The 21,497-nt window shown below is 66.3% G+C and carries 19 protein-coding genes; 6 read left to right on the forward strand and 13 right to left on the reverse strand.

Annotated elements, in window-relative coordinates; all coding sequences use genetic code 11:
• Positions 1-214 precede the first annotated feature (214 nt).
• The 4 genes from Q7I88_RS12205 (at position 215) to Q7I88_RS12220 (ending at position 3,327) form a co-directional block, all read left to right on the forward strand.
• A complete protein-coding gene (locus Q7I88_RS12205; RefSeq protein ID WP_305096192.1) occupies positions 215-994 on the forward strand; it encodes a succinate dehydrogenase iron-sulfur subunit in 780 nt (259 codons plus the stop codon).
• Between the two features lie 7 nt (positions 995-1,001).
• Entirely contained in the window at positions 1,002-1,448 is a 447-nt protein-coding gene (locus Q7I88_RS12210; RefSeq protein WP_305096193.1) for a PaaI family thioesterase, read from the forward strand.
• Positions 1,445-2,560: a cell division protein ZapE gene (gene zapE / locus Q7I88_RS12215; RefSeq protein ID WP_305096194.1), complete on the forward strand. Its 1,116-nt coding sequence runs from the start codon at positions 1,445-1,447 to the stop codon at positions 2,558-2,560. Before Q7I88_RS12210 ends, zapE begins: the two co-directional genes overlap by 4 nt.
• 68 nt (positions 2,561-2,628) lie before the next feature.
• Positions 2,629-3,327, forward strand: coding sequence for a pirin family protein (locus tag Q7I88_RS12220; RefSeq protein ID WP_305096195.1), 699 nt, complete (start codon positions 2,629-2,631; stop codon positions 3,325-3,327).
• 9 nt (positions 3,328-3,336) lie between these two features.
• Here Q7I88_RS12220 and Q7I88_RS12225 read toward each other — a convergent pair whose 3' ends face one another.
• From Q7I88_RS12225 to Q7I88_RS12285, 13 genes are all read right to left on the reverse strand, one after another.
• Entirely contained in the window at positions 3,337-4,149 is an 813-nt protein-coding gene (locus Q7I88_RS12225) for a crotonase/enoyl-CoA hydratase family protein (protein WP_305096196.1), read from the reverse strand.
• Positions 4,150-4,462: 313 nt separating this feature from the next.
• Entirely contained in the window at positions 4,463-6,361 is a 1,899-nt protein-coding gene (locus tag Q7I88_RS12230; protein ID WP_305096197.1) for an XrtA/PEP-CTERM system amidotransferase, read from the reverse strand.
• A gap of 10 nt (positions 6,362-6,371) precedes the next feature.
• Entirely contained in the window at positions 6,372-7,931 is a 1,560-nt protein-coding gene (xrtA, locus tag Q7I88_RS12235; RefSeq protein ID WP_305096198.1) for an exosortase A, read from the reverse strand.
• Positions 7,921-9,153: a TIGR03087 family PEP-CTERM/XrtA system glycosyltransferase gene (locus tag Q7I88_RS12240; RefSeq protein ID WP_305096199.1), complete on the reverse strand. Its 1,233-nt coding sequence runs from the start codon at positions 9,151-9,153 to the stop codon at positions 7,921-7,923. Before Q7I88_RS12240 ends, xrtA begins: the two co-directional genes overlap by 11 nt.
• Entirely contained in the window at positions 9,150-10,208 is a 1,059-nt protein-coding gene (locus Q7I88_RS12245; RefSeq protein ID WP_305096200.1) for a FemAB family XrtA/PEP-CTERM system-associated protein, read from the reverse strand. Before Q7I88_RS12245 ends, Q7I88_RS12240 begins: the two co-directional genes overlap by 4 nt.
• Positions 10,205-11,122, reverse strand: coding sequence for an XrtA system polysaccharide deacetylase (locus Q7I88_RS12250; RefSeq protein WP_305096201.1), 918 nt, complete (start codon positions 11,120-11,122; stop codon positions 10,205-10,207). Before Q7I88_RS12250 ends, Q7I88_RS12245 begins: the two co-directional genes overlap by 4 nt.
• Before the next feature lie 19 nt (positions 11,123-11,141).
• Complete coding sequence (locus Q7I88_RS12255; protein ID WP_305096202.1) at positions 11,142-12,296, reverse strand: XrtA/PEP-CTERM system-associated ATPase; 1,155 nt, start codon at positions 12,294-12,296, stop codon at positions 11,142-11,144.
• Positions 12,297-12,313: 17 nt separating this feature from the next.
• A complete protein-coding gene (locus Q7I88_RS12260) occupies positions 12,314-13,975 on the reverse strand; it encodes a preprotein translocase subunit YajC (RefSeq protein WP_305096203.1) in 1,662 nt (553 codons plus the stop codon).
• A 4-nt stretch (positions 13,976-13,979) separates the two neighbouring features.
• The gene (locus Q7I88_RS12265) at positions 13,980-15,032 is read right to left on the reverse strand and encodes a P-loop NTPase family protein (protein WP_305096204.1); all 1,053 of its coding nucleotides are present in this window, start codon (positions 15,030-15,032) and stop codon (positions 13,980-13,982) included.
• 10 nt (positions 15,033-15,042) lie between these two features.
• Entirely contained in the window at positions 15,043-16,560 is a 1,518-nt protein-coding gene (locus Q7I88_RS12270) for an XrtA system polysaccharide chain length determinant (RefSeq protein WP_305096205.1), read from the reverse strand.
• A gap of 16 nt (positions 16,561-16,576) precedes the next feature.
• Positions 16,577-17,215 (reverse strand): XrtA/PEP-CTERM system exopolysaccharide export protein, encoded by a 639-nt coding sequence (locus Q7I88_RS12275; RefSeq protein ID WP_305096206.1) that lies wholly within the window; start codon positions 17,213-17,215, stop codon positions 16,577-16,579.
• Between the two features lie 187 nt (positions 17,216-17,402).
• Positions 17,403-18,629, reverse strand: coding sequence for a pyridoxal-dependent decarboxylase, exosortase A system-associated (locus Q7I88_RS12280; RefSeq protein ID WP_305096207.1), 1,227 nt, complete (start codon positions 18,627-18,629; stop codon positions 17,403-17,405).
• Positions 18,626-20,149, reverse strand: a complete 1,524-nt coding sequence (locus tag Q7I88_RS12285) for an acyl-CoA ligase (AMP-forming), exosortase A system-associated (RefSeq protein WP_305096208.1) — start codon at positions 20,147-20,149, stop codon at positions 18,626-18,628. The genes Q7I88_RS12280 and Q7I88_RS12285 overlap by 4 nt, the downstream gene beginning before the upstream one ends.
• A 30-nt stretch (positions 20,150-20,179) precedes the next feature.
• Between Q7I88_RS12285 and Q7I88_RS12290 the strand changes: the two genes are divergently transcribed.
• Together Q7I88_RS12290 and Q7I88_RS12295 are read left to right on the forward strand one after the other, a co-directional pair.
• Positions 20,180-21,166: a GNAT family N-acetyltransferase gene (locus Q7I88_RS12290; RefSeq protein ID WP_305096209.1), complete on the forward strand. Its 987-nt coding sequence runs from the start codon at positions 20,180-20,182 to the stop codon at positions 21,164-21,166.
• A 31-nt stretch (positions 21,167-21,197) separates the two neighbouring features.
• A complete protein-coding gene (locus tag Q7I88_RS12295) occupies positions 21,198-21,488 on the forward strand; it encodes an acyl carrier protein (RefSeq protein ID WP_305096210.1) in 291 nt (96 codons plus the stop codon).
• Positions 21,489-21,497 lie beyond the last annotated feature (9 nt).

A 21,497-nucleotide genomic window follows, 5' to 3' on the forward strand; every position in this document is an offset into this window, starting at 1 on the left:
GCTGCGGAGGTGTTCAATGGCGCGGTGCTGCCGATTCCGCCCTTGCCCGCCCAATCTGCCGCGACCGTCATGGCGCTCGGGCTTCGCGAGGTGATTTTTCTTCCCCTGGACCGTGTAACACCCGGTCCATGTCTGTGAACTTCGCCCCCTTCGCCAAGGCGCGGCTTGCCCCAGCGGCTGGGATTGTTAGAGAGGCGGCGAAACGAGGAATCCGATGGCCGAATTCACGCTCCCCCAGAACTCCAAGATCAACGGCAAAGGCCGCACCCACACCGCCGAGGGGGCAAGCCGGGTGCAGAAATTCAAGATCTATCGCTGGGACCCGGAAAGCGGCGAAAACCCCCGCTACGACACGTTCGAGATCGATCTCGACGATTGCGGCCCAATGGTTCTCGATGCGCTGATCAAGATCAAGAACGAGGTCGATCCGACGCTGACGTTCCGCCGCTCGTGCCGCGAGGGCATCTGCGGATCGTGCGCGATGAACCTCAACGGCAAGAACGGGCTCGCGTGCACCACGGCGATGGAAGACCTGAAAGGCGAGATTCGCATCACGCCGCTTCCGCACATGGACGTGGTCAAGGATCTGGTTCCCGACTTCACCCACTTCTACGCCCAGTACGCGTCGATCCGTCCCTGGCTGCAGACGGTCACGCCGAATCCGACCAAGGAACGCCTGCAGAGCCCCGAGCAGCGCGAGCGGCTCGACGGCCTCTACGAATGCATCCTGTGCGCCTGCTGCTCGACGGCGTGCCCGAGCTACTGGTGGAATTCGGACAAGTACCTCGGCCCGGCAATCCTGCTGCAGGCCTATCGCTGGCTGGCCGACAGCCGCGACGAGATGACCGGCGAACGGCTCGACGACCTCGAGGACCCGTTCCGGCTCTACCGCTGCCACACGATTATGAACTGCGCCAACGTCTGTCCCAAGGGCCTCAACCCGGCCAAGGCGATCGCCGAGACGAAGAAGCTGCTGGTCGAACGCCAGATCTGAGCGAGAGGTGGCCCTCGAGGACGTCCTTAGGCCCTGCGAAGATCCGGACCATTCGGACTGGTACGAATGGCGCGTGCCGGGTCCTTTCAACCGCGACGTGATCGGCCGGCTGCTGGTGCGCGAGGAGGCTGACGGAATGGCTCGCACCCGGATCGTTCCCGCGCCGCACATGGGCAACGTCCACGGCATGATCCACGGCGGCGTCATCACTGCCCTCGCCGACGCGACGCTCTTCGCCGGGCCCGGACTGCTTACCAGACAGGACCTCGGCGCTTCGGTAACCGTCGATCTGTCGGTCCAGTTCATCGGCGCGGGAAGCATGGACGCGCCGCTCGACGGTCTGGTCTCGATCCTGCGCGAAACCGGGCGGATGATGTTCTGCCAGGGCCGGATCGTCCAGGGCGAGAACCCCGTCGCCGGCTTCTCCGGCATCGTCCGCAAGATCACCGCATGAGCGCCCTTCTCGCGCGCTATGACGCGCTCGTCGCCGCCGGCGAGCTCCAGCCCGATGCCGATCAGCGCGTCGCGGCCGAGCGGCTGCAGCGGGTGCAGGACGACCTCGTCGCGGCGCGCGACCCGGGAGCTTTCGCCCGCCTGTTCGGCAAAGGTCCGCGGCGCGTGCGCGGTGTCTACCTGTGGGGCGGCGTCGGGCGCGGCAAGTCCATGCTGATGGATCTGTTCGTCGCCACGCTCGAGATCGAGCGCAAGCGCCGCGTCCACTTCCACGCCTTCATGCTCGAGGTCGACCGCCTGATCCGCGAGGAACGAAGAAAGGAGACGGGCGACCCGCTCGCCCCGGTCGCCGCGCGCATCGCCGAACACGTCCGCTGCCTCGCCTTCGACGAGATGGTGGTCAAGAACACCGCCGACGCAGCGATCATGGGGCGCCTGTTCACCGCGCTGATCTGCCAGCAGAACGTGACCGTGGTCACCACCTCGAACCGCCCGCCGGGCGATCTCTACAAGGACGGCATCAACCGCAGCCTGTTTCTGCCGTTTATCGACCTGGTGAAGAAGGAACTCGACGTGGTCGAACTCGACGGGCCGACCGATTATCGCCTCGACCGCATCGCCGGCCTTCATACCTGGCACACTCCGCTCGGCGATGCCGCTACGGCGCAGGTGCGCGAGGCGTTCTTCCGCCTGACCGACTACCCGCCCGAAGACGCCGCGCACGTGCCTTCCGCCGACCTCGACCTCGGTGGCGGACGTACCCTGCACGTGCCGAAGAGCCTCAAGGGCGTCGGGGTGTTCAGCTTCAAGCGCTTGTGCGGCGAGCCACGCGGCGCGGCCGACTACCTCGCCATAGCCCAGTGCTACCACACCGTCATCGTGGTCGGCATCCCGGTCATGGGGCCGGAGAACCGCGACGAAGCCGCTCGATTCGTGACGCTGGTCGACACGCTTTACGAAAACAACGTCAAGCTTTTCGCCACGGCCGCGGCGGAGCCCGAGAAGCTCTACCCGGCGGGCGACGGCAGCTTCGAATTCGCCCGGACGGTCAGCCGTCTCAAGGAAATGCAAAGCGATGCCTACATGGCGCGCGGCCACGGTCTGGAGGCTTGATTGGGCGCTCCCCACCCCCATCTTGTTCCTGTTCCGGCGACAACACCCCGCCGAGGTGGATTACCGACATGATCGACATTCGTCCGTTCGAGGACCTGGCGCACCGCGACCATGGCTGGCTCGACACCCGCTATCATTTCTCGTTTTCCGACTACATGGACCGCGAGCGCATGGGCTGGGGCCGGATCCGGGTGTGGAACGACGACACCATTGCCCCGCAGACCGGTTTTCCGCCGCATTCGCACGCCGACATGGAAATCATCACTTTCGTCCGCACCGGTGCGATCAGTCACAAGGATTCGCTCGGCAACGAGGGCCGCACCGCGGCCGGCGATGTGCAGGTGATGAGCGCCGGCAGCGGCGTGGCTCACGCCGAGTACAACCTCGAAAGCGAAGCCACGACGCTGTTCCAGATCTGGATCCTGCCCGACAGCGCAGGGGGCGAGCCCGGTTGGGGCATGCGCGAATTTCCGCGTGGCGACCGCGCCGGACGCTGGGAAGTCCTCGCCAGCGGCAATCCTGAAGGCGACGGTGCACTGCCCATTCGGGCCGATGCGCGCGTCCTCGCAGCAAGCGTCAAAGCCGGCGAGACGGTGACCTACGAGGCTGCTCCTTGGCGCCACCAGTATCTCGTCGCCGTGGGCGGACGCATCCGCATCAATGGGCAAGAGGCGCAACCACGCGACGGAATCGCCATTACCGGCGAAGAAGCGCTCGCGGTCGAGGCGCTCGAGGATTGCGAAATAGTGATGGTCGACGCCCGCTAGGACGCGTGATCAGGCCGCCGCGACTCGCTCCTGCGCGCGCGTTAGACGGCTCATCACCTTGAGGTCCTGCTCGGTAAGCTGAATCGCCGCGTCGGCCCACAATTCGACGATATCCTTGAGCTCGCGCAACTCGATCGGGCGCGTATGCTTCATCGCCTTGCGCGAGTTCACGAGACCCGGATGACGCCTTTCGCTGCGCTTGATGAAATCGCGACAGGCCTTCGCGCCCTCGCCCGGTTCGGCAAGATAGCTGACGATGCCGAGGTCGTACATCTGCTCGGCGGTGTAAGTCTCGTTCGAGAGGATCAAGCGGTCCGCCATCGCCGAGCCGAGCTTGCGCGAGAGGATCGCATGCGCGCCCATGCCGGGGAACAGGCCGAACAGGATTTCGGGGAGTCCAAAGGTCGCCCCGCGCTCGGCGATGATGAAATCGAACGACAACAACGCTTCGAACCCGCCGCCGAGCGCCGCGCCTTCAACGAGGCCGATGGTCAGCATCGGCAGGTCGAGCGAACGCATGTTGCGGTGCAGAATTTCGACGCAGCGGAAGCCGTATTGCGCCAGCGCCTGCCGGTCGCCCGAGCGGATCAGCTCCTGGAACAGTGCAAGATCGCCGCCGAAGCAGAACACGCCGGGTGCGCGGCTGCCAAGGATCAGATAGCGAAGGTCGGCCTTGTCGGTACCGAAATTGTTCGAAATCAGCCTTTGCCAAGTGTCAAAATCGCGAAGCATTGGCGGAGTAAAACTCGGTCGGCCTTTGGGACGCATATAGGTCCACAGGCTCGCCGTCTGGATATCGTAGTGACACTCTAGCTCGTTCATCAGGAAAAGCTGGGCGTCGATGTCGGCTGGATATCCAGCCGATGTAACCAGGTGCTCGTCGCCCCTACCAAACCCAATTACCGAAGATTCCGCGTCCTGTGACACCGTATCGTCGTCTTCTATATGTCCGGACAAGCGGTCCATTGCGTCCCCATTTCGACCCTGAACTGGCAGCCAGTCTTCTGGTCTTTCCGGAATCTAGGCTTGGCGGAGTCACGTTGGCAACGAATTATTTACCCTAATCCTCCGCAAGGCCGCCCTTGTCTCGTTTTGGGACAACAGGAGTGCTATTGCGGCCACACTCTAGGGCCGGTCAGGTCGCCACTCCCAGCCTGCGCAAAGACCGGTCGAGCATGACCAATTGCCACAAGAGCCGCGAATGGTCCGAACGACCGGTGATGTGGGCATCGGCGAGGCCTGCCAGCTTGCGACTGTCGAACCAGCCGGTGCGGGCCAATGCCGCGCTGCTGGAAATGGCCTTCGCTTCACCGGCGAGCGGACCGCGCAGCCATTCGGCGATCGGGGTGACGAAACCCTGCTTGGGACGAAAGAGTATCTGGTCGGGCAAGTAACGGCGCATCGCTCTCTTCAGCAGCCACTTGCCCTGCCTGCCTCTGACCCGCATCGAATCCGGTAACGTCGCGGCGAATTCGATCAAACGGTGATCGAGCAACGGTTCGCGCGCTTCGAGACTGACCGCCATGCTCGTGCGGTCGACCTTGGTCAGGATGTCGCCGGGCAACCAGAACATGAGATCGGCATACTGCGCGCGGTCGAGCCCACTGCGCGCCGGGGCTTGCTGCATGACTTCGATCAGGCGGTCCTCGGCCCGGTAACCGGCGATGCCGCGCGCGAAATCCGGAGTATAGAGCGACTGGCGCAGCGCATTTGGCGTGGCCGCCAGGGCGCTGGCGTAGCCCTCGCCGCCGTCGCCCGCGAGCGACTGGAGCGTGGTTTTGAGGCGCAATGACCGCGGCGCCCAGTCCGCCTTGGGATAGATTTCCGCAAGCGGGCCGAGCAGCGACCGGCGCAAGCTCCCTGGCAACAAGCGGCGTACCTGTTCCTCGTGGGCGTGAAACACCTGGCGGCGGTATCCGGCGAGCGCTTCGTCCGCGCCGTCACCGGAGAGCGCCACGGTCACGTTCTCGCGCGCCAGCTGGCACACGCGCCACGTCGGCAGGGCGGAGGCATCTGCAAAGGGTTCGTCGAACATCGCGGCAAGGTCGTCGATCGCCCCGAATTGTTCGGCGCCAACGGTGCGCGAATGGTGTTCGGTCCCGAACAGGCGCGCCACTTCGTCGGCATAAGTCGTTTCGTCATGCGCCGCGACGTCGAAACCGATTGAGCACGTGCGCACCGGATCGCGGCTGGTTTCCGCCATCAGCGCCACGACACTCGAGGAATCGACTCCGCCCGAAAGGAAAGCGCCAAGCGGCACATCCGCCACCATGCGGCTGGTCACCGCTTCGCGCAGGTGATGCAGCAGCTCCGCCTCGAGGTCTGCGACGCTGCCCTTGCGCCGCTCGGCGAACGAGACGTCCCACCACCGCACCGGAGCAGCAGGCGCGGTGTCGTGTTTGAGTATGCGGTAGTGGCCGGCAGGGAGCTTCTCGACCCCGCTCAGAATCGATCGGTGATCGGGAACGTAGCCCCAGGCGAGGTAGTCCTCGACGGCCAGCGGATCGATTTCGCGGCGCAGCAAGGGGTGCGCCAGCAAGCCCTTAAGCTCGGACGCGAAGGCCATGCTGCCGTCGGCTAGCCGCGCCATGAATAGCGGTTTGACGCCGAGGCGGTCGCGCGCGAGGAGCAGTTCGCGCTTTTGCCCGTCGTACAGGGCGAAGGCGAACATGCCGTGCAGGCGCGAAAGGCAGTCCACTCCCCAGCGCGCGTAAGCGGCAAGGATGACTTCGGTGTCGCCTTCGGTGCGGAACGTCGCCCCGCTCGCCGCCAGCTCGCTGCGCAGTTCACGGTAGTTGTAGATCTCTCCGTTGAAGACGATCACCGCGGGGCTGTGCGCGCTGGTCATCGGCTGAGGCGAGCCGGCGATATCGATGATTGAGAGACGGCGATGACCGAGGCCGATGCCGGGCGCGGTCCACACGCCCGACCCGTCGGGCCCGCGGTGGGCCAGCGCATCGGTCATCCGCTCGATCCTGGCAGGGTCGACCGGCTTGATCGTGCCGCAGTGGAATATCCCGGCGATCCCGCACATGGCGCGGCGCTTAGGGCACGCGGCCGATGGCGTCCATCCACTCGCCCGGCGGCCCGGCGGCGGCCAGAAAGGCGCGGATAGAGGCGTGCGGATCGTTGCCCGGGCGCGCCTCGGCGGAAAGGATCAAGGTTGCCACGGGCTTTGCGCGCATGGCCAGCCGGTCGGCCATCGTGGCCAGCTTGAGCCGCGCGCGATCGCCCGTCGTCAGGACTCCGCTGTGATACCAGGTCATCGCCAGGCGCCGAGTCCGGCCCTGGGCCTGCAGCCATTCGCCTTGCCCTCCGCCAATCGGGGCGGCGGGTTCGAGCCAGCGCCAGGGCGAGTCTGGCACGAGCGCGCCTTGCCCGTATGCCCCAGCTTCGCGGCCTTCGTCCTGGCGTGCATAGAGAGCATAGGCGACGTCGACTTCGTGGCCCGCGGCATCGCGGTAGCGGCCGAGCAGGCGGTGATCCGCCCCGGCGGAGCGCGGCTCCCACCATACGCGCGGGGCATAGTCGGTTCGCTCCCATCCTGGCACGGCCGGCAGCGCGATGACGGAGGGGAGTGGCGCCTCGAGCGATCGTGCGGCAGCTGACCAGAGCGAGAACGCCAGAACCATGCCGCCGATCGCCAGCAGTGCGGCGCGACTGTCGATCCGATAGCGCGAGAGGTCGGTCAGCAGCGGCGAGGACTCTAGCGAGGTGAGATTGGGCGAAGTGTCGCCTGGGGCGCGGTCGAAGAAGCGCCAGCTGGCGGCGAACAATATCGCCATCACCAAGGCGAAGAATATCCAGCCGTAGAAGATATGGTCGAAACCGGCGGCGAATTCGATGCCCTGCGACTGCGCGAGATAGATCGTGCCCCAGGCGCGTATTCCGTTGGCGACAACCGGTACGACGACCGCGGCGGCCATGAACGAGGCCCGGCGCCTCCAGCTCCGGAAGCAGACGTGTGCCGCGAGCGTTCCGAGCGCAACCATGGCAATGAGGAACTTCACCCCCGAACAGGCCTCCGCGACCTCGAACAACCCGGCAGGCGTATCGATGAACACGCCCTCGATCTGCGCCGGGACGCCGCTCAGGTGCGTAAGCGCAATGGTTAGCTTGGCGGTAATGAGCTGCAGCGCCGGGACGAGTTCGTCGCCGAACGGAACGAGAAACAGCATGTAAGCGAGCGGAAACAGCAAGGCGGCGACGATGCGCGGGCCGAGCAGCGCCAGCGACGCTGCCTGGAGCGCCAGCACGGCGCCGAACTGGCTGGCCGAATTGAGGCCCGAGATGGTCCCGAGCAGCCACAGGAACAGCGCACCTGCGACCATGACGAGTCCCGGCCACCAGGCCGAGGGCTCAAGCTGCCCAAGCAGCGACGCGCGCTGTAATACAAGCCAGCCGATGATCGGCGGAACCAGGAGGATATGGTTGTAGGTCGAAACGTCCCACCACTGGTGGGCCATCTCGTCCCATTCTGGGGCGGTCAGTGCAAAGAGAGCCAGCCAGGCCAGCGCAAGCCAGGCAAGGGGGCGCCGCCATGCCGGGGGCACCACAAGAGGGCGCAGCGCCGGACGGCGCGAAAGAGCAAGGTCAGGCAGCATCGCGGCACGTATCCGGGCCCGCATGCCCGACGATTTTGGGAAGTCCGGCGAGCATCGCCGACCAGCACATTTTCCCTACCACGAAACTGCGGGCCGCTCGGCCGAGTGCTTCGCGCGCGGGGCGGTCGGCGAGCAATGCCAGGGCGCGTCGGACGAGTTCGGCATCGCTCGCGGCGATTGCGACATGCTCGCCATCGGCGATGTCGATCCCGGTCGCGGCTTGCGGGGTCAGCAGCACGGGGCGCGCCATCGCCATCGCCTCGAGCACTTTGTTCTGGATACCCCGGGCGAGCTCCAAGGGGACGACGACGATGTCCGCCCCGGCCAGGAACGGCTGCACAGCGGGGACCTCGCCCCACACACGCACGCCGCCCTTGCCATCCAACTCGCGCACCTCGGCAGCGGGCGCGCGGCCGACGACATGAAACTGTGCCAGCGGGTGGACCTTGCGGATCGCTGGCAAGACGCGGCGCGCCATGCGGACCACTCCAGCCACGTTGGGGGCATAGTCCATCTGTCCGGTGAACACGAAATGCGGACCGCGCTCTGCCGATAGCGCGTCGTGTCGCTGCCAGTTCGCGGGATCGAAGGCGGCGGCATCGATGCCGTTGCCAAGCACCTCGATCTGGGCCGTATTCGAAGCAGGCAGGCGTGAACGCAGCAGCGCCGCCTCGGCTTCGCTGATCAGCAGAGTTCGGTCGGCGATCCGGGCGAGCCGCGCCTCGTAATCTCGCAGCAGCCGCGCCTCGCGGGCATGGACACCGGCTATCAGGCCACCGGCTCGGGAATACTGTTCAAATTTGGCCGAATCGACATCCACCAGGTCGACCACCAGGCGCCCCTCCCAGTTGCGCGGGACGTATTGCCCCATCTGCCCGGAGAATACGTAGATCGTGCCGATGGGCCGCTCGCGCAGGGTTCGGGTTACGAAGGCGGCTATGTCGGCGTGGTGGAACGCCGTCAGCAGGACCGGGAGACCGCGCGCCACCGCCTCGATACCGGCAAATGCCACCGGCTTGCTGCGTGTGGGCATGCAATAGCTTGCGGCGCTTTCCGCCAGCAAGTGCTCGCCCGCGCGGTCGGCGGCCGTTTCGGCAAAGCAGGCAACGTGCACCGGCGCCAAACCAGTCAGCTCAGTGAGCAGGTGATGCGACCGGATCTTGTCACCGCGATCGGGGGGAAACGGCAAGCGGTGAGCCAGGAAGAGAATTTCGCGCTTCACCCCAGGCCCCGCGAAACGTGCGGGCCAATTCGATTGGCGAGCGCGAGGGGCAGGCGCTTCCACGCGGCCACGAGCGCGGCGTGCTTGCCGCTCGCGGGATTGATGTCGCGCGCCTGGGCTCCTTGTGCCGTCCAACTCGCGTAAGACAGCGGTACGCCCTCGAAACCCCAGGTCTTCTTGTAGGCTGCCGGCCCGGAGCCCTTCTTCGAGCGGCCGAAATCGAACCGCGCGCAGCCGCGCCGCCGGGCGTGCAGCATCAGTTCGTAATAGTTGCGGTCGTTGGCGCGTAACCGGCGGGCATCCCACACTCCGCCGCCCCAGTAAGGCAGCACAGCACCGTCATGATAGAAGGACAGCACGCTGGCCACGGGCTCGCCCCGATGCCAGATGGTCTGGATGTCACTGTCGAAGGCATCCAGCGCGGCGTCGAACAGCGCGCGGGGGAAGACCGGCGTGCCGAGGTTTCGCACGCTTTCGGCATAGACCGCGAAATGTGCCGCCCGGTCCCGCTCCGCGCGGCCCACCGTCACTTCGAGCTCTTCCTGCAGGCTCTTGCGCACTTCGGCGCGTTGCTTGCGGGGGATCCAGAGCAGCTGCGCCTCGTCGTCCGCGGTCAGCGGTGCCTCGAACTTGAGGTGGCTCTCGCTCGTCGCGGTCCAGTCCGCCGGCGCCGCGCCGCCGCGCAACTCGATGCACTGGCACGAGCGGCGGGCCGCCAGCTCCTCGGCTGCCCGACACAATGCGAGGGCGGTGCTATCGCGGGTCGCGAGCACCCCGCCCTCGACCGCGAAACCGCTGGAAACCAGCGCCCGGCCGAAAACCGGCGAGTGCAGTTCGTTCAGCGGCAGCCAGCCGACCATGGCGGCACCTTTTTCCGCAACGAGCCCCAGCGCCGCCTGCCCGGTACCTCGCTCGATCGTGCGCAGCCATGCGGGACGGTGGAACAGGCTTCCCCCTTGCGCGGCCACGAATGCTTCGATCCGCGCCGTCTCGTCGGGCTGTCGCAGATCGGCGAGACGCACGACATCGCTCGTCGAGCTGAAGGGCGCGTTCATGCCGCCGCCTCGGCTTCGAGCCGCGCGGCCTCGCGATGGGCGAGAAGGTCCATTCGCCCCCAAGCGAATTCGCCGATCAGCAGCCGCAGTTTGTCCGCCATGCGGTCGAGATTGGTATAGTGCCTGAGCCGTGACTTCAGCGGCGCGCCGGCGACCCGCGGCTGGCCGGGATCGATTTCCCAGGGATGAAAATAGAAGATCGCCGGTCGTCCCTCCTGCCGATTCACCTGGCGGATCGCCCAGCGCGAGAACGCATAGGGAATGACGCGGAAGAAGCCGCCACCACCGGCGGCGAGGCGCTTACCGGCGAACATCGCGGTCGTGACGGGGATTTCGATTAGCTCGGACCAGGGCAGCGGCCGAAAGGCGAAACGCGGGGCCTGGGCCCAGCCGTAATGGTCGTGTGAAACCGGCGCGACGCTGGAGGAATAGGCATAGCCCTGCGCAGCCAGCTCCTGGAACGCCCAGGGGGTGCGCACATCGATCGAGAAACTCGGCGCGCGATAGCCGCTGACCCGGCTGCCCGAGGTGTCCTCGAGCGCTTTGCGGGCGCGTTCGATATCGGCGCCGAACAATGCCCGGTCCATCCGGAACACGCGGCCGTGGTCCCACCCGTGGCTTGCGACCTCGTGCCCGCGATTGACGATCTCGCGCATGATGCCGCCGTGCCGCTCGGCCACCCAGCCGAGCGCGAAAAACGTCGCCTTGACCTCAGCCTCGTCGAACATGTCGAGGATGGCGTGAACGTTGCGCTCGACCCGGTCGACCAGCGAAGGCCAGTCGTCCTTTTCGATGACGGTTTCGAACGCGCCGACCTGGAACCAGTCCTCGACATCGACCGACAACCCGTTGACAATCGACGAGCCCGCTGGGCCGGCAAGAACGGCATCGTCCAGGGGCGCTACGGCATTCACGGGCTATACCTCCCGGCCTTCAGGCCGCCTGCGCTTCGTCCATCTCGCTCTCGATCCATTCGATGAGCATGGTCAGAGTGTGGCGGATCGAGCGCTCCTGCTCGAAGGTCTTTGCCTCGAGATGGGCGACCTTTTCCTGCAACGCGGCGATTTCGGGCATCAGCGCGGCAGCGGCTTCGTCCTGACTGCCGCTGGCCAGCTCGACAATCGCCTGCTGCAGTTCGGCGATCTGCTGATCGCGCTCGGCGAGCATCGCCTCGACCGCCGTCCTGTCCAGACGCGGTTCGTGATTGAGCGGCGCAGGAGTAGCGGGAGCCGGTTCGACCTTCGGCATGGGCTGAGGTGCAGCTTCGGGAAATGCCTTTTCCCCGGCCATCTCGTCGAGCACGGCCTTGAGCATGGCAGAATCGATCCGGGTGCGCTCTTCGACGGCGCCGAGCAGGAGGAGGCGATTGGCGATCTGGTTGACGCGCCGCGGAATGCCCCCGCTGGCCTCGTAGAGCTCCATGAACACGCGCTGGTCGAACGACGGGTTGCCGTTGTAGCCGACCTTGTCGAGACGGTGGATGATATAGGGCTCGATCTCGCCCTTCTCCATCGGTTCGAGGTGATGCGCGGCGATGACGCGCTGGCGCAGCTGTTCGAGGTCGGGGCTGCTTTGCAACGTGGCGCGAAATTCGGGCTGGCCGAGCAGCAAGGTCTGCAGCAGCGGATGATTGCCGAGTTGGAAGTTCGACAGCATGCGCAACTCTTCGAGCGCCGGAATTTCGAGATTCTGCGATTCGTCGACCACCAGCAGGCAACGCCGCCCGGCGCGGGCTTCCTCGTGCAGGAAGCCCTCGATCGAACCCAGCGCGCTGGCCTTGTCGTGTCCTTCGATGTCGAGCCCGAAGCTCTGCGCCACGACATGGATGATCTCTTCGTCGTCGAGCTTGCTGGTGACGATCTGGCCCACGGTAAGCCGTTCGGGATCGATCGTGCCCATAAGGTGCGCGACAAGCGTGGACTTGCCGGCGCCGACTTCGCCGGTGATGACAATAAAGCCCTCGCCCTGCGCCAGACCGTACCCGAGGTAGGAGAGCGCCTTCCTGTGCGTGACGCTGCGGAAGTAGAACGCCGGATCGGGCGTAAGCTGGAAGGGCTTCCCGGTCAGTCCGTAGAAGTTGTCGAACATCGAGTCTTCTCCAAGCGTCAGAAGGTGTACCGCAGGCCGAGCAGCGCCGAAGCGGCCTGCACGTCGGGCAGTGAATCCTGGGTGATGCCGTCGAGACCGACCGCGGCGGTGCCGCTGAGGCCCGCGATCAGCTGGCGGTAATAGGCGAGCGATGCGCTGTACCCGAAGGTCGTTTCGCCGGTGAGGCCGTTCGAGTATCGGCTACCATAGGCATTGGCGCTGAGGCTCGATCGGCGATCGATCTCGGTCGTGCCATAGATCGTCGCCCAGTATTGCTCGTCGACCGCCCCGTTGGCGAGCGCCAGCACAGTTCCGGCGGCGGCAATGTACTTACGGTGATCGTAACCGATGCCGATGCCGGCCTGGCTGCGGCCCATGTTGATCCCGTAGCTCAGCGATACGCCACGATCGCGGTAGACCACCGAGTTGAGCGACCCGAAGGCATCGCCAATGCACGTGCCGCCTTCCGTGCTGGTGCTCGTGACACATGTCCCGAGGTCGCCCGAGAACGGGCTGCGGATGGCCTGAAACTGCGCGGGGAGCCCGGCGAGACGGTCGCTGATCAGGCCGCCGAACGTCTGAATCCCGTCATAAACGGAAATGTTGAGACTCTGGCGGCTGTTCGGTGCGTAGGTGAGACTGCCGTAGTACGTCGTCGAATCGTAACGCTTGCCGATAAACGCCTCGAGCGAGGTCCGGCGGCTCGGGCGCCACATGACGCCGGCATCCCAAATCAGGCCGTCGGTCTGGTAGGCGATGACCCGCGGGGCACTCTTGTCGGTGACGAAGCGGCCGTCGGCCCCGATAATCGGCGCGCCGCTGCCGTCGCGAAGGGCGTCGCGGCTCGATATTTCGACGTCTTCGTATCCTACTCCGCCGACGAGGGCGAGCGTCGGACTGAGCGGGACGGTGACGTCTGCACGCGCATGACGGTCGCGGACGCGCTGGTCGAGATTCGTGGTGTTCTGTTCGTTCCAGCCGCCGCCGACGCCTACGCCGACGACCGGCAGGACCGTGTCGGGCGCGAAGCCGACCCGCGCCTGCGCCGAATGCGTGGTGCTCTCGTCGGCAAGATCGACCAGCTGCGCGCCCCCGCTGGCGCCGGCAACGAGCCTGTCGGGCGATTCAACTTTGGTATAGCCGAAACGGTAATGCCCCTCGACTTCGAGTGCGCCTTCGCGCGACTGGACCGATGGACCTGCATAGACCGAATAGATCCTGCTGGTGGTCGAGTCATCCTGCTGCAGCGAGCCGGCAAACGCCGTGCCGTCGCTGTCGACGCGCGAGCGCGAAGCGAGCGCGCCGGCTTCCACCGTGACGTTGGGCGAGCCGAGCGCAACCGACGCGCGGCCGATGCCGCTGACGGTGTCGCTGTCGCGCGTGGTGCTGTCGTTGGCAAAATGCCGTTCATAGCGAGCCGAGGCCGACGCGGCCGAGTAGCGGCCGGTCGCCGAGACGTCCACGCCCGCAGCAACGGTCGTGTAGGTGACGGTGTCGTTATAGGGATCGAGCTGCTTTGTGAGCACCTCGGCCGCCTCGATATAGGGCGCAATCTCGATATGCGGGCCGCGCAGCGTGGGCGTGGCCTCCTGTTCGCCGCCCTGGTCCTGCGCCTGCGCACCCGCCGGAACGGCGAGCACGGCAAGAGCAAGAGCGATGGTGCGGATATGGCCCGTCATGCGATCACTCCCCGTATCCGTAATAGGTGCCGAACCGGCGTCCGCTCGGGCTGTACTGCGCGGCGTTGAGCAGAAGCTTGATGTCCGGGCAGTTCGACAGCAGCGAGAGCGCATCCTCGAGCGCGCTCTGCCCGGTGAGGTCGGCGCGTGCGACAACCAGCGCCTGACCGACGTATTTCGCCAGCTCCGCCGCGGGTGATGCGGCCAGCGCCGGAGGCGAATCGAAAATGAGCAGGCGATTGGGTGCGCCTTGCGTCAGGCGGTCGAGCACCGCGGCGGTGCGCTTGCTCGAGAGGAATTCGCTGTCGGAATTGGTCTGGTTGCCGGCCGGCAGGACGTAGAGTCCGGGCACGTCCGTCGCCAAGACGAAGCTTTCGACGCGCAACGACGGGTCGGCCAGCGCGTCCATCAGTCCACGGCCCCCGGCCAGGCCGAGCGTGGAGAGGATCGAGGGCTTCGCGAAATCGGCGTCGACCAGCACGACTTCGCTGTCTTTTTCTGCGGCCATGGCGAGTGCCAGGTTGGCAGCGCAAAAGGTCTTGCCCTCACCGGGCAGCGGTGAACAGATGAGCACGCGCTGGGCTTTGGCCCCGCCGCCGTTCGCCTGGGCCGTGCGCGCGGCAAGCAGGACCTCGCGCTTGACGATGCGAAACTCTTCGAGGAGCGCGGTAACCTTGCCACCCGGCTCGATCAGACCCTGCTGGCGCAGGTGGTTGCGGTCGAGCGTTTGGGGCTTGGCCGCGAAGGTCACGGCAGGCTCGACCGGTGTCGGCGCGGCGGGAATCGGCGCAGCTTTGGCCTGAACGGACCGGTCGGACGCAAGGTCGGCAGCGGGACCCGGTTCGGCGAAGGTGTGCTCCGTGTCCTTTGCGACTTCTGCGGAGAGGACGGGAGCCGCTGTTTTCTTGCCGCGCTTTTGCGGCGGCTGGGCGAGTTCGGTGGGAACCGGCGCGCCTCCGAAGCCGAACAGGTCGTCGACCCGCTCGAACAGCGACTTCTTGCGTTCGCCCTCGCCTTTGCCCGCTTCGGGCAGCGGGATCTTGCTCTGTTCGGTCATGCCGGCCTCCTCACGCCACCGTGCCGCGCTGAACGAATTCGGCGATCAGCAGGACCAGGAACAAGACGCCGAGACCGGCGGAAGCTGCGGTAAAGCGGCGCATCCGCAGCTTGTGCAGCGCGCGCGCCGCGTCGGTCAGTGCAAGCGAAATCGTGCCGACGACCGGCAGCTGGAAGGTCTCCTCCAGCCTGCCCGCGGTCGCGAACGAAGAGCGCATGCGGCCGAGCAAATAAGCGGTGCCGCCACCGGCGCAGAGGCCGAGGAAGAGAACTGCGAAGAGCAGGATCGGGCGATTCGGCCAGCTCGGCACGCGCGGCGTGCTTGGTGGGTCGATGACCTCGAACTTGATGGCGCTTCGCTCGGTCTCGACCTGGCCGCGCAGGCGCAATTCCTCGCGGTCCTGCAGGAGCTTGTCGTATTGTTGACGCAGCACGTCGTAGTCGCGGCTGATGCGCTGCGCTTCGGCGGCGACCGTCGGTTCCTTCGCCTGGCTGGCGGCGAAATTGGCCAATTCCGACTGGATCGCCGCGGCCCGCGAAGACAGCGCTTCGACCGTGGCCTGGCGGTCGATCCGCAGGCCCTGAAGCGAGGTATAGGCCGGGTTCGGGGTGCCATAGTCACCTCCGGCGCCCTGCGTCTGAATGCGCAGCGCGGCGATCTGCTTCTTCACCGCGACGACATCCGGGTGGCTGTCCGTGAGCCCGCGAGCCTGCAGTGCCGCAAGGTTCGACTGCGCTTGGGCCAGAGCGGCCTTGGGGCCGCCGCCGTCGGCGGTGACGAGCGTGCGCGGCGTGCTGGCGAGTTGCCCGTCGATCGCCGCGAGCGCGCTCTTGGCGGCTGCAAGGTCCGCTTGCACGGCGCGCAGATCGTCGCGGTTGGCGTTGATTTTCGCCGAGATCGCTTCGGTCCCGCCGGCAAGATCGGGGTGCTCTGATTCGAAGGCCAGGCGCTTTTGTTCGGCTTCCTCGAGCTGGCGGCTGCGTTCCGCGAGTTGCTGATCCAGGAACGTGATCGTGTCGCGCATCTCGCCGCGCGATTCGCCGAGATTGGATTCGCGGAAGATGTCGATCATGCGATTGGCAATGTCCTGCGCCAATTGCGCGTTCTCGGCATCGGACAAGTCGCTGCGGCCGCTCGTCGCGGTGATTTCGAACAGGTTTTCGCCCTGTGCGACGACGACGATCTTCTTGGCCAGCGCCTGCACCGCACGCTCCATCTGCGCCGGCGTGGTGATGTCGTCGCCGATGCGGGTAGAGCGGATTACCTTTTCGAGGTTCACCGCGCTGGTCAGCGTCTGCTGGACGCGCAGGATGTCCTTCTCGCGCGTCGACGAACCGATGCCGATCTGCTGCGCGAGCGCGTCGTCGAGCTGGACGAATATGCGAGTCTTCGAATCATAAGCGTTCGGAATGAGCGCCACTACCAGCCAGCCAAGCAGGCACACGCCCCAGGCGACGGCAAGCGCCTGCCAGCGGCGGTTCCAGACCGTCCAGAGTGCCGAGCGCACCTCTTCGATGATGGTGTTCAAGCCCCCGGCCTCCTGCTCAGAACATGCTCTCGGGGATGATGATCACATCGCCGGGCTGGAGCATCACGTTGGCCTTGCTGTCGCCCTTCTTGAGCAGGTCGCCGAGCCGCAGGTGATATTCGCGCTGGCGGCCGACCTGCTTGTCGAAGCGGATCAGCTTGGCGCGATTGCCGGCGGCGAATTCGCTCAGCCCCCCGACCGAGATCATCGCGTCGAGCACGGTCATGTTGGCGCGGTACGGGATCGACGCAGGCTTTTCCGTCGCCCCCACCACCCGGATTTGCTGGCTGAACGTCCCGGCGAACTTGTTGACGATGACCGTGACCAGCGGCTCGGCGATGTATTGCGAGAGCTGCAGGCGGATGTCCTCGGCCAGCATCGTCGGTGTCTTGCCCACGGCCGGCATGTCGGCGACGAGCGGGGTGGTGATGCGTCCGTCGGGACGTACCTGAACCTGCGCTCCAAGCTCGTCGTTGCGCCAGACGTGGATGGTCAGCTCGTCGAGCGGGCCGATGATATATTCCTCGCCGGGGCCTTCCTGCATTGCGACGAAGCTCGCCGGAGCGAGTTGGGCATCGGGAGTGCTCGAACAGCCGACAACGGCGAGAGCCATCGAGAGGGCAGCCAGAAAACGGGAAACGGCGGAAAATCGCATGGTACGTCCTCGAGTTTTCGGCGGGCCAGACGCGGGTGCAGCCATTCGCACCCGGACCACGACCCTGAATCCGGCTCGCCTTGTCCCGGAAAAGGGTGAACATTGCGTTAGTCTTGACGCCCGAAACCGCCCGATTCTGCGGGTTTGTGAGCGCCCGTCCCAATCCGGGACAGGCGGGGGCCCAATCCTAAACCAGCATTTCTCGGGCAGGTCCCTGGCCGAGAAAGGCTGAGGGGCTGGCGCTGGCGCCATAGGCCCCGGCACAGAACACCGCGACGGTGTCGCCAATGTCGGCGTGCGGCACCATGGCCTGGTCGGCGAGGCGGTCGAGCGGGGTGCACAGGCAGCCGACAACATTGACCTCTTCGACCGGCTCACCAGTGAATTTGCTTGCTATCGCAACGGGATAGTTGCGGCGCACGACCGTGCCGAAGTTGCCCGAAGCGGCCAGCTGGTGGTGCAGACCACCGTCGGTGACGAGGAAGGTCGTGCCGTGGCTGACTTTTCGGTCGACGACCCGCGTCAGGTAAACCCCCGCCTCGCCGACGAGGTAGCGGCCGAGTTCGATGGCGAACTCGGTCCCTGCCAGCTCGCCCGGCAGTTGATCGAAGCGCTCCCCCAGGGCAGCGCCCACGGCGGCGATGTCGAGCGGCTGGTCGCCGCTGAAGTAGGGAATGCCGAATCCGCCGCCCATGTTGAGGTGCGGCAAGGGATGACCGATCTCGCGGGTAAGCCGCGCGGCGAGTTCGAGAACGTTGGCCTGGGTTTCGGCCACCGCACCGGCATCGAGCGCCTGGCTGCCGGTGTAGATGTGGAGGCCGCGCCAGGTGGCTCCGGCAGCGATGATTTCGCGCGCCAGGGCGGACACACGTTCGGCGTCGAGGCCGAAGGGCTTGGCCCCCCCGCCCATCTTCATGCCCGAGCCGCGCAGTTCGAAATCGGGATTGACTCGAATTGCCAGCGCCGGCGCCTTGCCAAGTTCCTCGGCGATGCGCAGCGCGCGATGCGCCTCGTTCTCGGATTCGAGGTTGAGCGTCACGCCATTCTCGATCGCCGCGCGCAGCTCGTCGTCGCGCTTGCCCGGGCCGGCGAAGCTGACTTTGGCCGGGTCCTGCCCGGCTGCCAGGACCATCTCCAGTTCGCCGCCCGAGGCGATGTCGAAGCCGTCGACCAGACCTGCCATCAATTCGAGGACCGGCCGATAGGAATTTGCTTTTATGGCATAATGAATGCGCAGGCTTTGCGGCATGGCCTGACGCAGCACGGCCATGCGGCGGCGCATCAGGTCGGCCGAATAGACGAACAGCGGTGTGCCTCCAGCCTCTTCGACCAGCGCGCTGGCGGCTTTGCCCCCGAGGGCGAGCTCGCCATCGATGCTGCCGTAGCCGGCGGGGATAGGGCCGAGCGGTTTCATGCGGCCTCCTTGCGCGCCATTTCGGCCTGCAGCGCGTTACGGTCGATCTTGCCGTTGGGGTTCAGCGGCATGGCCTCGACCCAGACCACGTCCCTTGGCTGCATGAAATTCGGCAGCTCGCGCTTGAGCGCGGCGCGCAGGGTCTCCTCGTCCCCGCCCCCGCGGACCACCAGCACCACGGCCTGCCCGAGCCGCGGATCGGGCACGCCGACCGCCGCGACTTCGCTGGCCAGGCCGGTGGCGAGCACGGCTTCCTCGATTTCCTGCGGGCTGATGCGGTTGCCCGCGCTCTTGATCATGGCGTCGCGCCGCCCGACGAAGTAGAGCAGCCCGTCCTCGTCGCGCCGCACGCGGTCGCCCGACCACACCGCGGTGCCGCCATATTCGGATTGCGCGGGAGCAGGCTTGAAGCGCTCCGCCGTCCGCTCGGCGTCCTGCCAATAGCCCTGTGCGACGAGCGGCCCGCAATGCACCAGTTCCCCTTCTTCGCCGGGCGACGTCACGCGGCCATCGTCGCCAATGACGAGAATCTCGGCGAACGGGATCGCCTTACCCATCGACGTCGGGTGCGTGTCGACCAGCGCCGGGTCGAGGTAAGTCGAACGGAACGCCTCGGTCAGCCCGTACATCGGGAACAGCCGCGCCTGGGGAAATTGCCCGCGAAGCTTGCGGACCAGGTCCTCGGTCAGTGCGCCGCCGCTGTTGGTCAGGCGGCGCATCGACGCCACGGCTTCCGCCGGCCAGTCGAGTTCGGTCAATTGCACCCACAGGGGCGGCACCGCGGCGAGCGTCGTGACGCCGTTCGTCACGCAGGCCTTGGTGACGTCGCGCGGGGTCAGGTAGTCGAGCGGAACCGCGCAGCCGCCGGCGTACCAGGTCGAAAGCAGCTGGTTCTGCCCATAGTCGAACGACAGCGGCAGCACCGCCAGCGTGACGTCGTCGTTGGCGAGCCCGAGGTAGCTCGCCACGCTGACCGCGCCGAGCCACATGTTCGCATTGCTGAGCATCACGCCCTTGGGCCGTCCGGTCGAGCCGCTCGTGTAGAGGATCGCCGCCAGTTCGTCGGTATTCCGGTCAGACGGGGGCAGGTGTTCATCGGCGTTTCGCGCTGCATCGAGCGCTTCATTCTCACCCAATGCCCGGCAAGCGGCCGGCACGTCGCCATCTTCGAGCGTAGCCAGCCGCGCGGGCGTGCCGATCAGCAGTTTCGATCCGCTATCGCTCAGGATGTGCGCCACTTGCGCCCGCTTGAGCAGCGGGTTGATCGGCACGTGGACCAGCCCGGCGCGCGCCGCGGCAAGCGGCAGCAGGCAAGTGAGTTCGCCCTTGGCCGCCCAGCTGGCGACCCGCGCCCCGTCTTCGTCGGCCAGCGCCCGGAGCCATCCGGCGAGCGCAGCGACACGGGTTCTTAATTCATCGAAACTAAGCGTCTCCCCCCGCAGGACGAGCGCCGCGTCGCCGCCCCTGCCGCGTTCGGCAAGGTGATCGAGCGGCCGGGGCACGGGATCTGGAAGCGGCATTGGAGCTCCGAGGAGGGACGCGAAAGCACTGTGACAGCCATCAGCTATCACGACACGGTTAACGATGTGCAAGCCATAGACTTGGCCGCGCGCGGTCCGTTCGCTCGGCGCGACTGGTTTGCCGCGCTCGAAGGCGGCGCCGGCGTGCCGCTCTATGCCGTGGCCGCAGATGCCTCGGGCGGTATCGTCTTCCCGCTGCGCCGCACCGGACGCCGGCTCGAAGCCCTGCTCAATTGGTACGCCTTCACCTGGCGTCCGCTGGGCACCGCCTATGCCTCTGCCGACAGCCTCTCGATTGCGCTGGCCGGTGATCTTGCCCGCCATACCTCGCACATCGTGCTCGAGCGCGTGCCCGACGAGGACGGCACCGCCCGCCAGCTGCAGCGCGCCTTCGAGCGATCCGGCTGGCTGGTCGTGCGCGAGCCGTGCGACACCAATCGCATGCTCGCAGTCGGCGGGCGCAGCTATGGCGAATACCTCGAAGGACGCCCCGGCCGGCTGCGAACCACGCTCAAGCGAAAGGCGAAGAAGGTCGACGTCGAAATCCTGGACCGCTTCGACCCGGGTGTCTGGGCCGACTACGAGGATATCTACTCCGAAAGCTGGAAGCCCGAGGAAGGCGACCCCGCCCTGCTCCGCCGCTTTGCCGAAGCCGAAGGCAGCGCCGGGCGCATCCGCCTCGCCGTGGCGCGCCACGATGGCGTGGCCATCGCCGCGCAGTTCTGGACGGTCGAGGACGGCACCGCCTACATCCACAAGCTGGCCCACCGCGAAAGCGCCAAGCCGCTGTCCCCCGGAACGACGCTGACTGCCGCGCTGATGGAGCGCGTCATCGACGGCGACGGCGTCCGATGGGTCGATTTCGGTACCGGCGACGATCCCTACAAGCAGGACTGGATGGAGGAATCGCGCCCACGTTACCGCCTGCAATGCTGGCGCGCCCGCGACCCGCGCAACTGGCCGGCGATTGCGCGGGCCAGGCTGCGCACGCTTGTTTCGCGCGATTCCCGCGGCTAACCGGGCTTCCGCAATGCAATTGGGGACCCGGATGAGCCGCGAAACCGCTCTCGACAATTCCAGCGACGCGACCGACGCTTCGCTGCGCCAGATCCTGCAGGACGTGCTCGGCATCTCCGCCGAACGTGCCGCCGCTTTCGACGCCGACACCGGGCTGTTCGGCCACCTGCCCGAACTCGATTCGATGGCCGTCGCCGGCCTCTTGACCGAGATCGAGGACCGGCTCGCCATCGTCATCGAGGACGACGAGGTCGACGGCGAAATGCTCGAAACGTATGGCGGCCTGCTCGATTTCGTCCGTGCCAAGTGCAACGCAGGTTAACGCAGCGCG

Origin of the sequence: Croceibacterium aestuarii (assembly GCF_030657335.1) — a bacterium.
GTDB lineage: Bacteria > Pseudomonadota > Alphaproteobacteria > Sphingomonadales > Sphingomonadaceae > Croceibacterium_B > Croceibacterium_B aestuarii.

Coding starts and splice junctions, on each gene's coding strand:
- Q7I88_RS12225 (WP_305096196.1), bottom strand. CDS start 4,149: ATGAACGAGCTAGAGTGTCACTACGATATCCAGACGGCGAGCCTGTGG.
- Q7I88_RS12285 (WP_305096208.1), bottom strand. CDS start 20,149: ATGCCGCTTCCAGATCCCGTGCCCCGGCCGCTCGATCACCTTGCCGAA.
- Q7I88_RS12220 (WP_305096195.1), top strand. CDS start 2,629: ATGATCGACATTCGTCCGTTCGAGGACCTGGCGCACCGCGACCATGGC.
- Q7I88_RS12260 (WP_305096203.1), bottom strand. CDS start 13,975: ATGACGGGCCATATCCGCACCATCGCTCTTGCTCTTGCCGTGCTCGCC.
- Q7I88_RS12255 (WP_305096202.1), bottom strand. CDS start 12,296: ATGTTCGACAACTTCTACGGACTGACCGGGAAGCCCTTCCAGCTTACG.
- xrtA (WP_305096198.1), bottom strand. CDS start 7,931: ATGCTGCCTGACCTTGCTCTTTCGCGCCGTCCGGCGCTGCGCCCTCTT.
- Q7I88_RS12295 (WP_305096210.1), top strand. CDS start 21,198: ATGAGCCGCGAAACCGCTCTCGACAATTCCAGCGACGCGACCGACGCT.
- Q7I88_RS12205 (WP_305096192.1), top strand. CDS start 215: ATGGCCGAATTCACGCTCCCCCAGAACTCCAAGATCAACGGCAAAGGC.
- Q7I88_RS12230 (WP_305096197.1), bottom strand. CDS start 6,361: ATGTGCGGGATCGCCGGGATATTCCACTGCGGCACGATCAAGCCGGTC.
- Q7I88_RS12245 (WP_305096200.1), bottom strand. CDS start 10,208: ATGAACGCGCCCTTCAGCTCGACGAGCGATGTCGTGCGTCTCGCCGAT.
- Q7I88_RS12280 (WP_305096207.1), bottom strand. CDS start 18,629: ATGAAACCGCTCGGCCCTATCCCCGCCGGCTACGGCAGCATCGATGGC.
- zapE (WP_305096194.1), top strand. CDS start 1,445: ATGAGCGCCCTTCTCGCGCGCTATGACGCGCTCGTCGCCGCCGGCGAG.
- Q7I88_RS12265 (WP_305096204.1), bottom strand. CDS start 15,032: ATGACCGAACAGAGCAAGATCCCGCTGCCCGAAGCGGGCAAAGGCGAG.
- Q7I88_RS12275 (WP_305096206.1), bottom strand. CDS start 17,215: ATGCGATTTTCCGCCGTTTCCCGTTTTCTGGCTGCCCTCTCGATGGCT.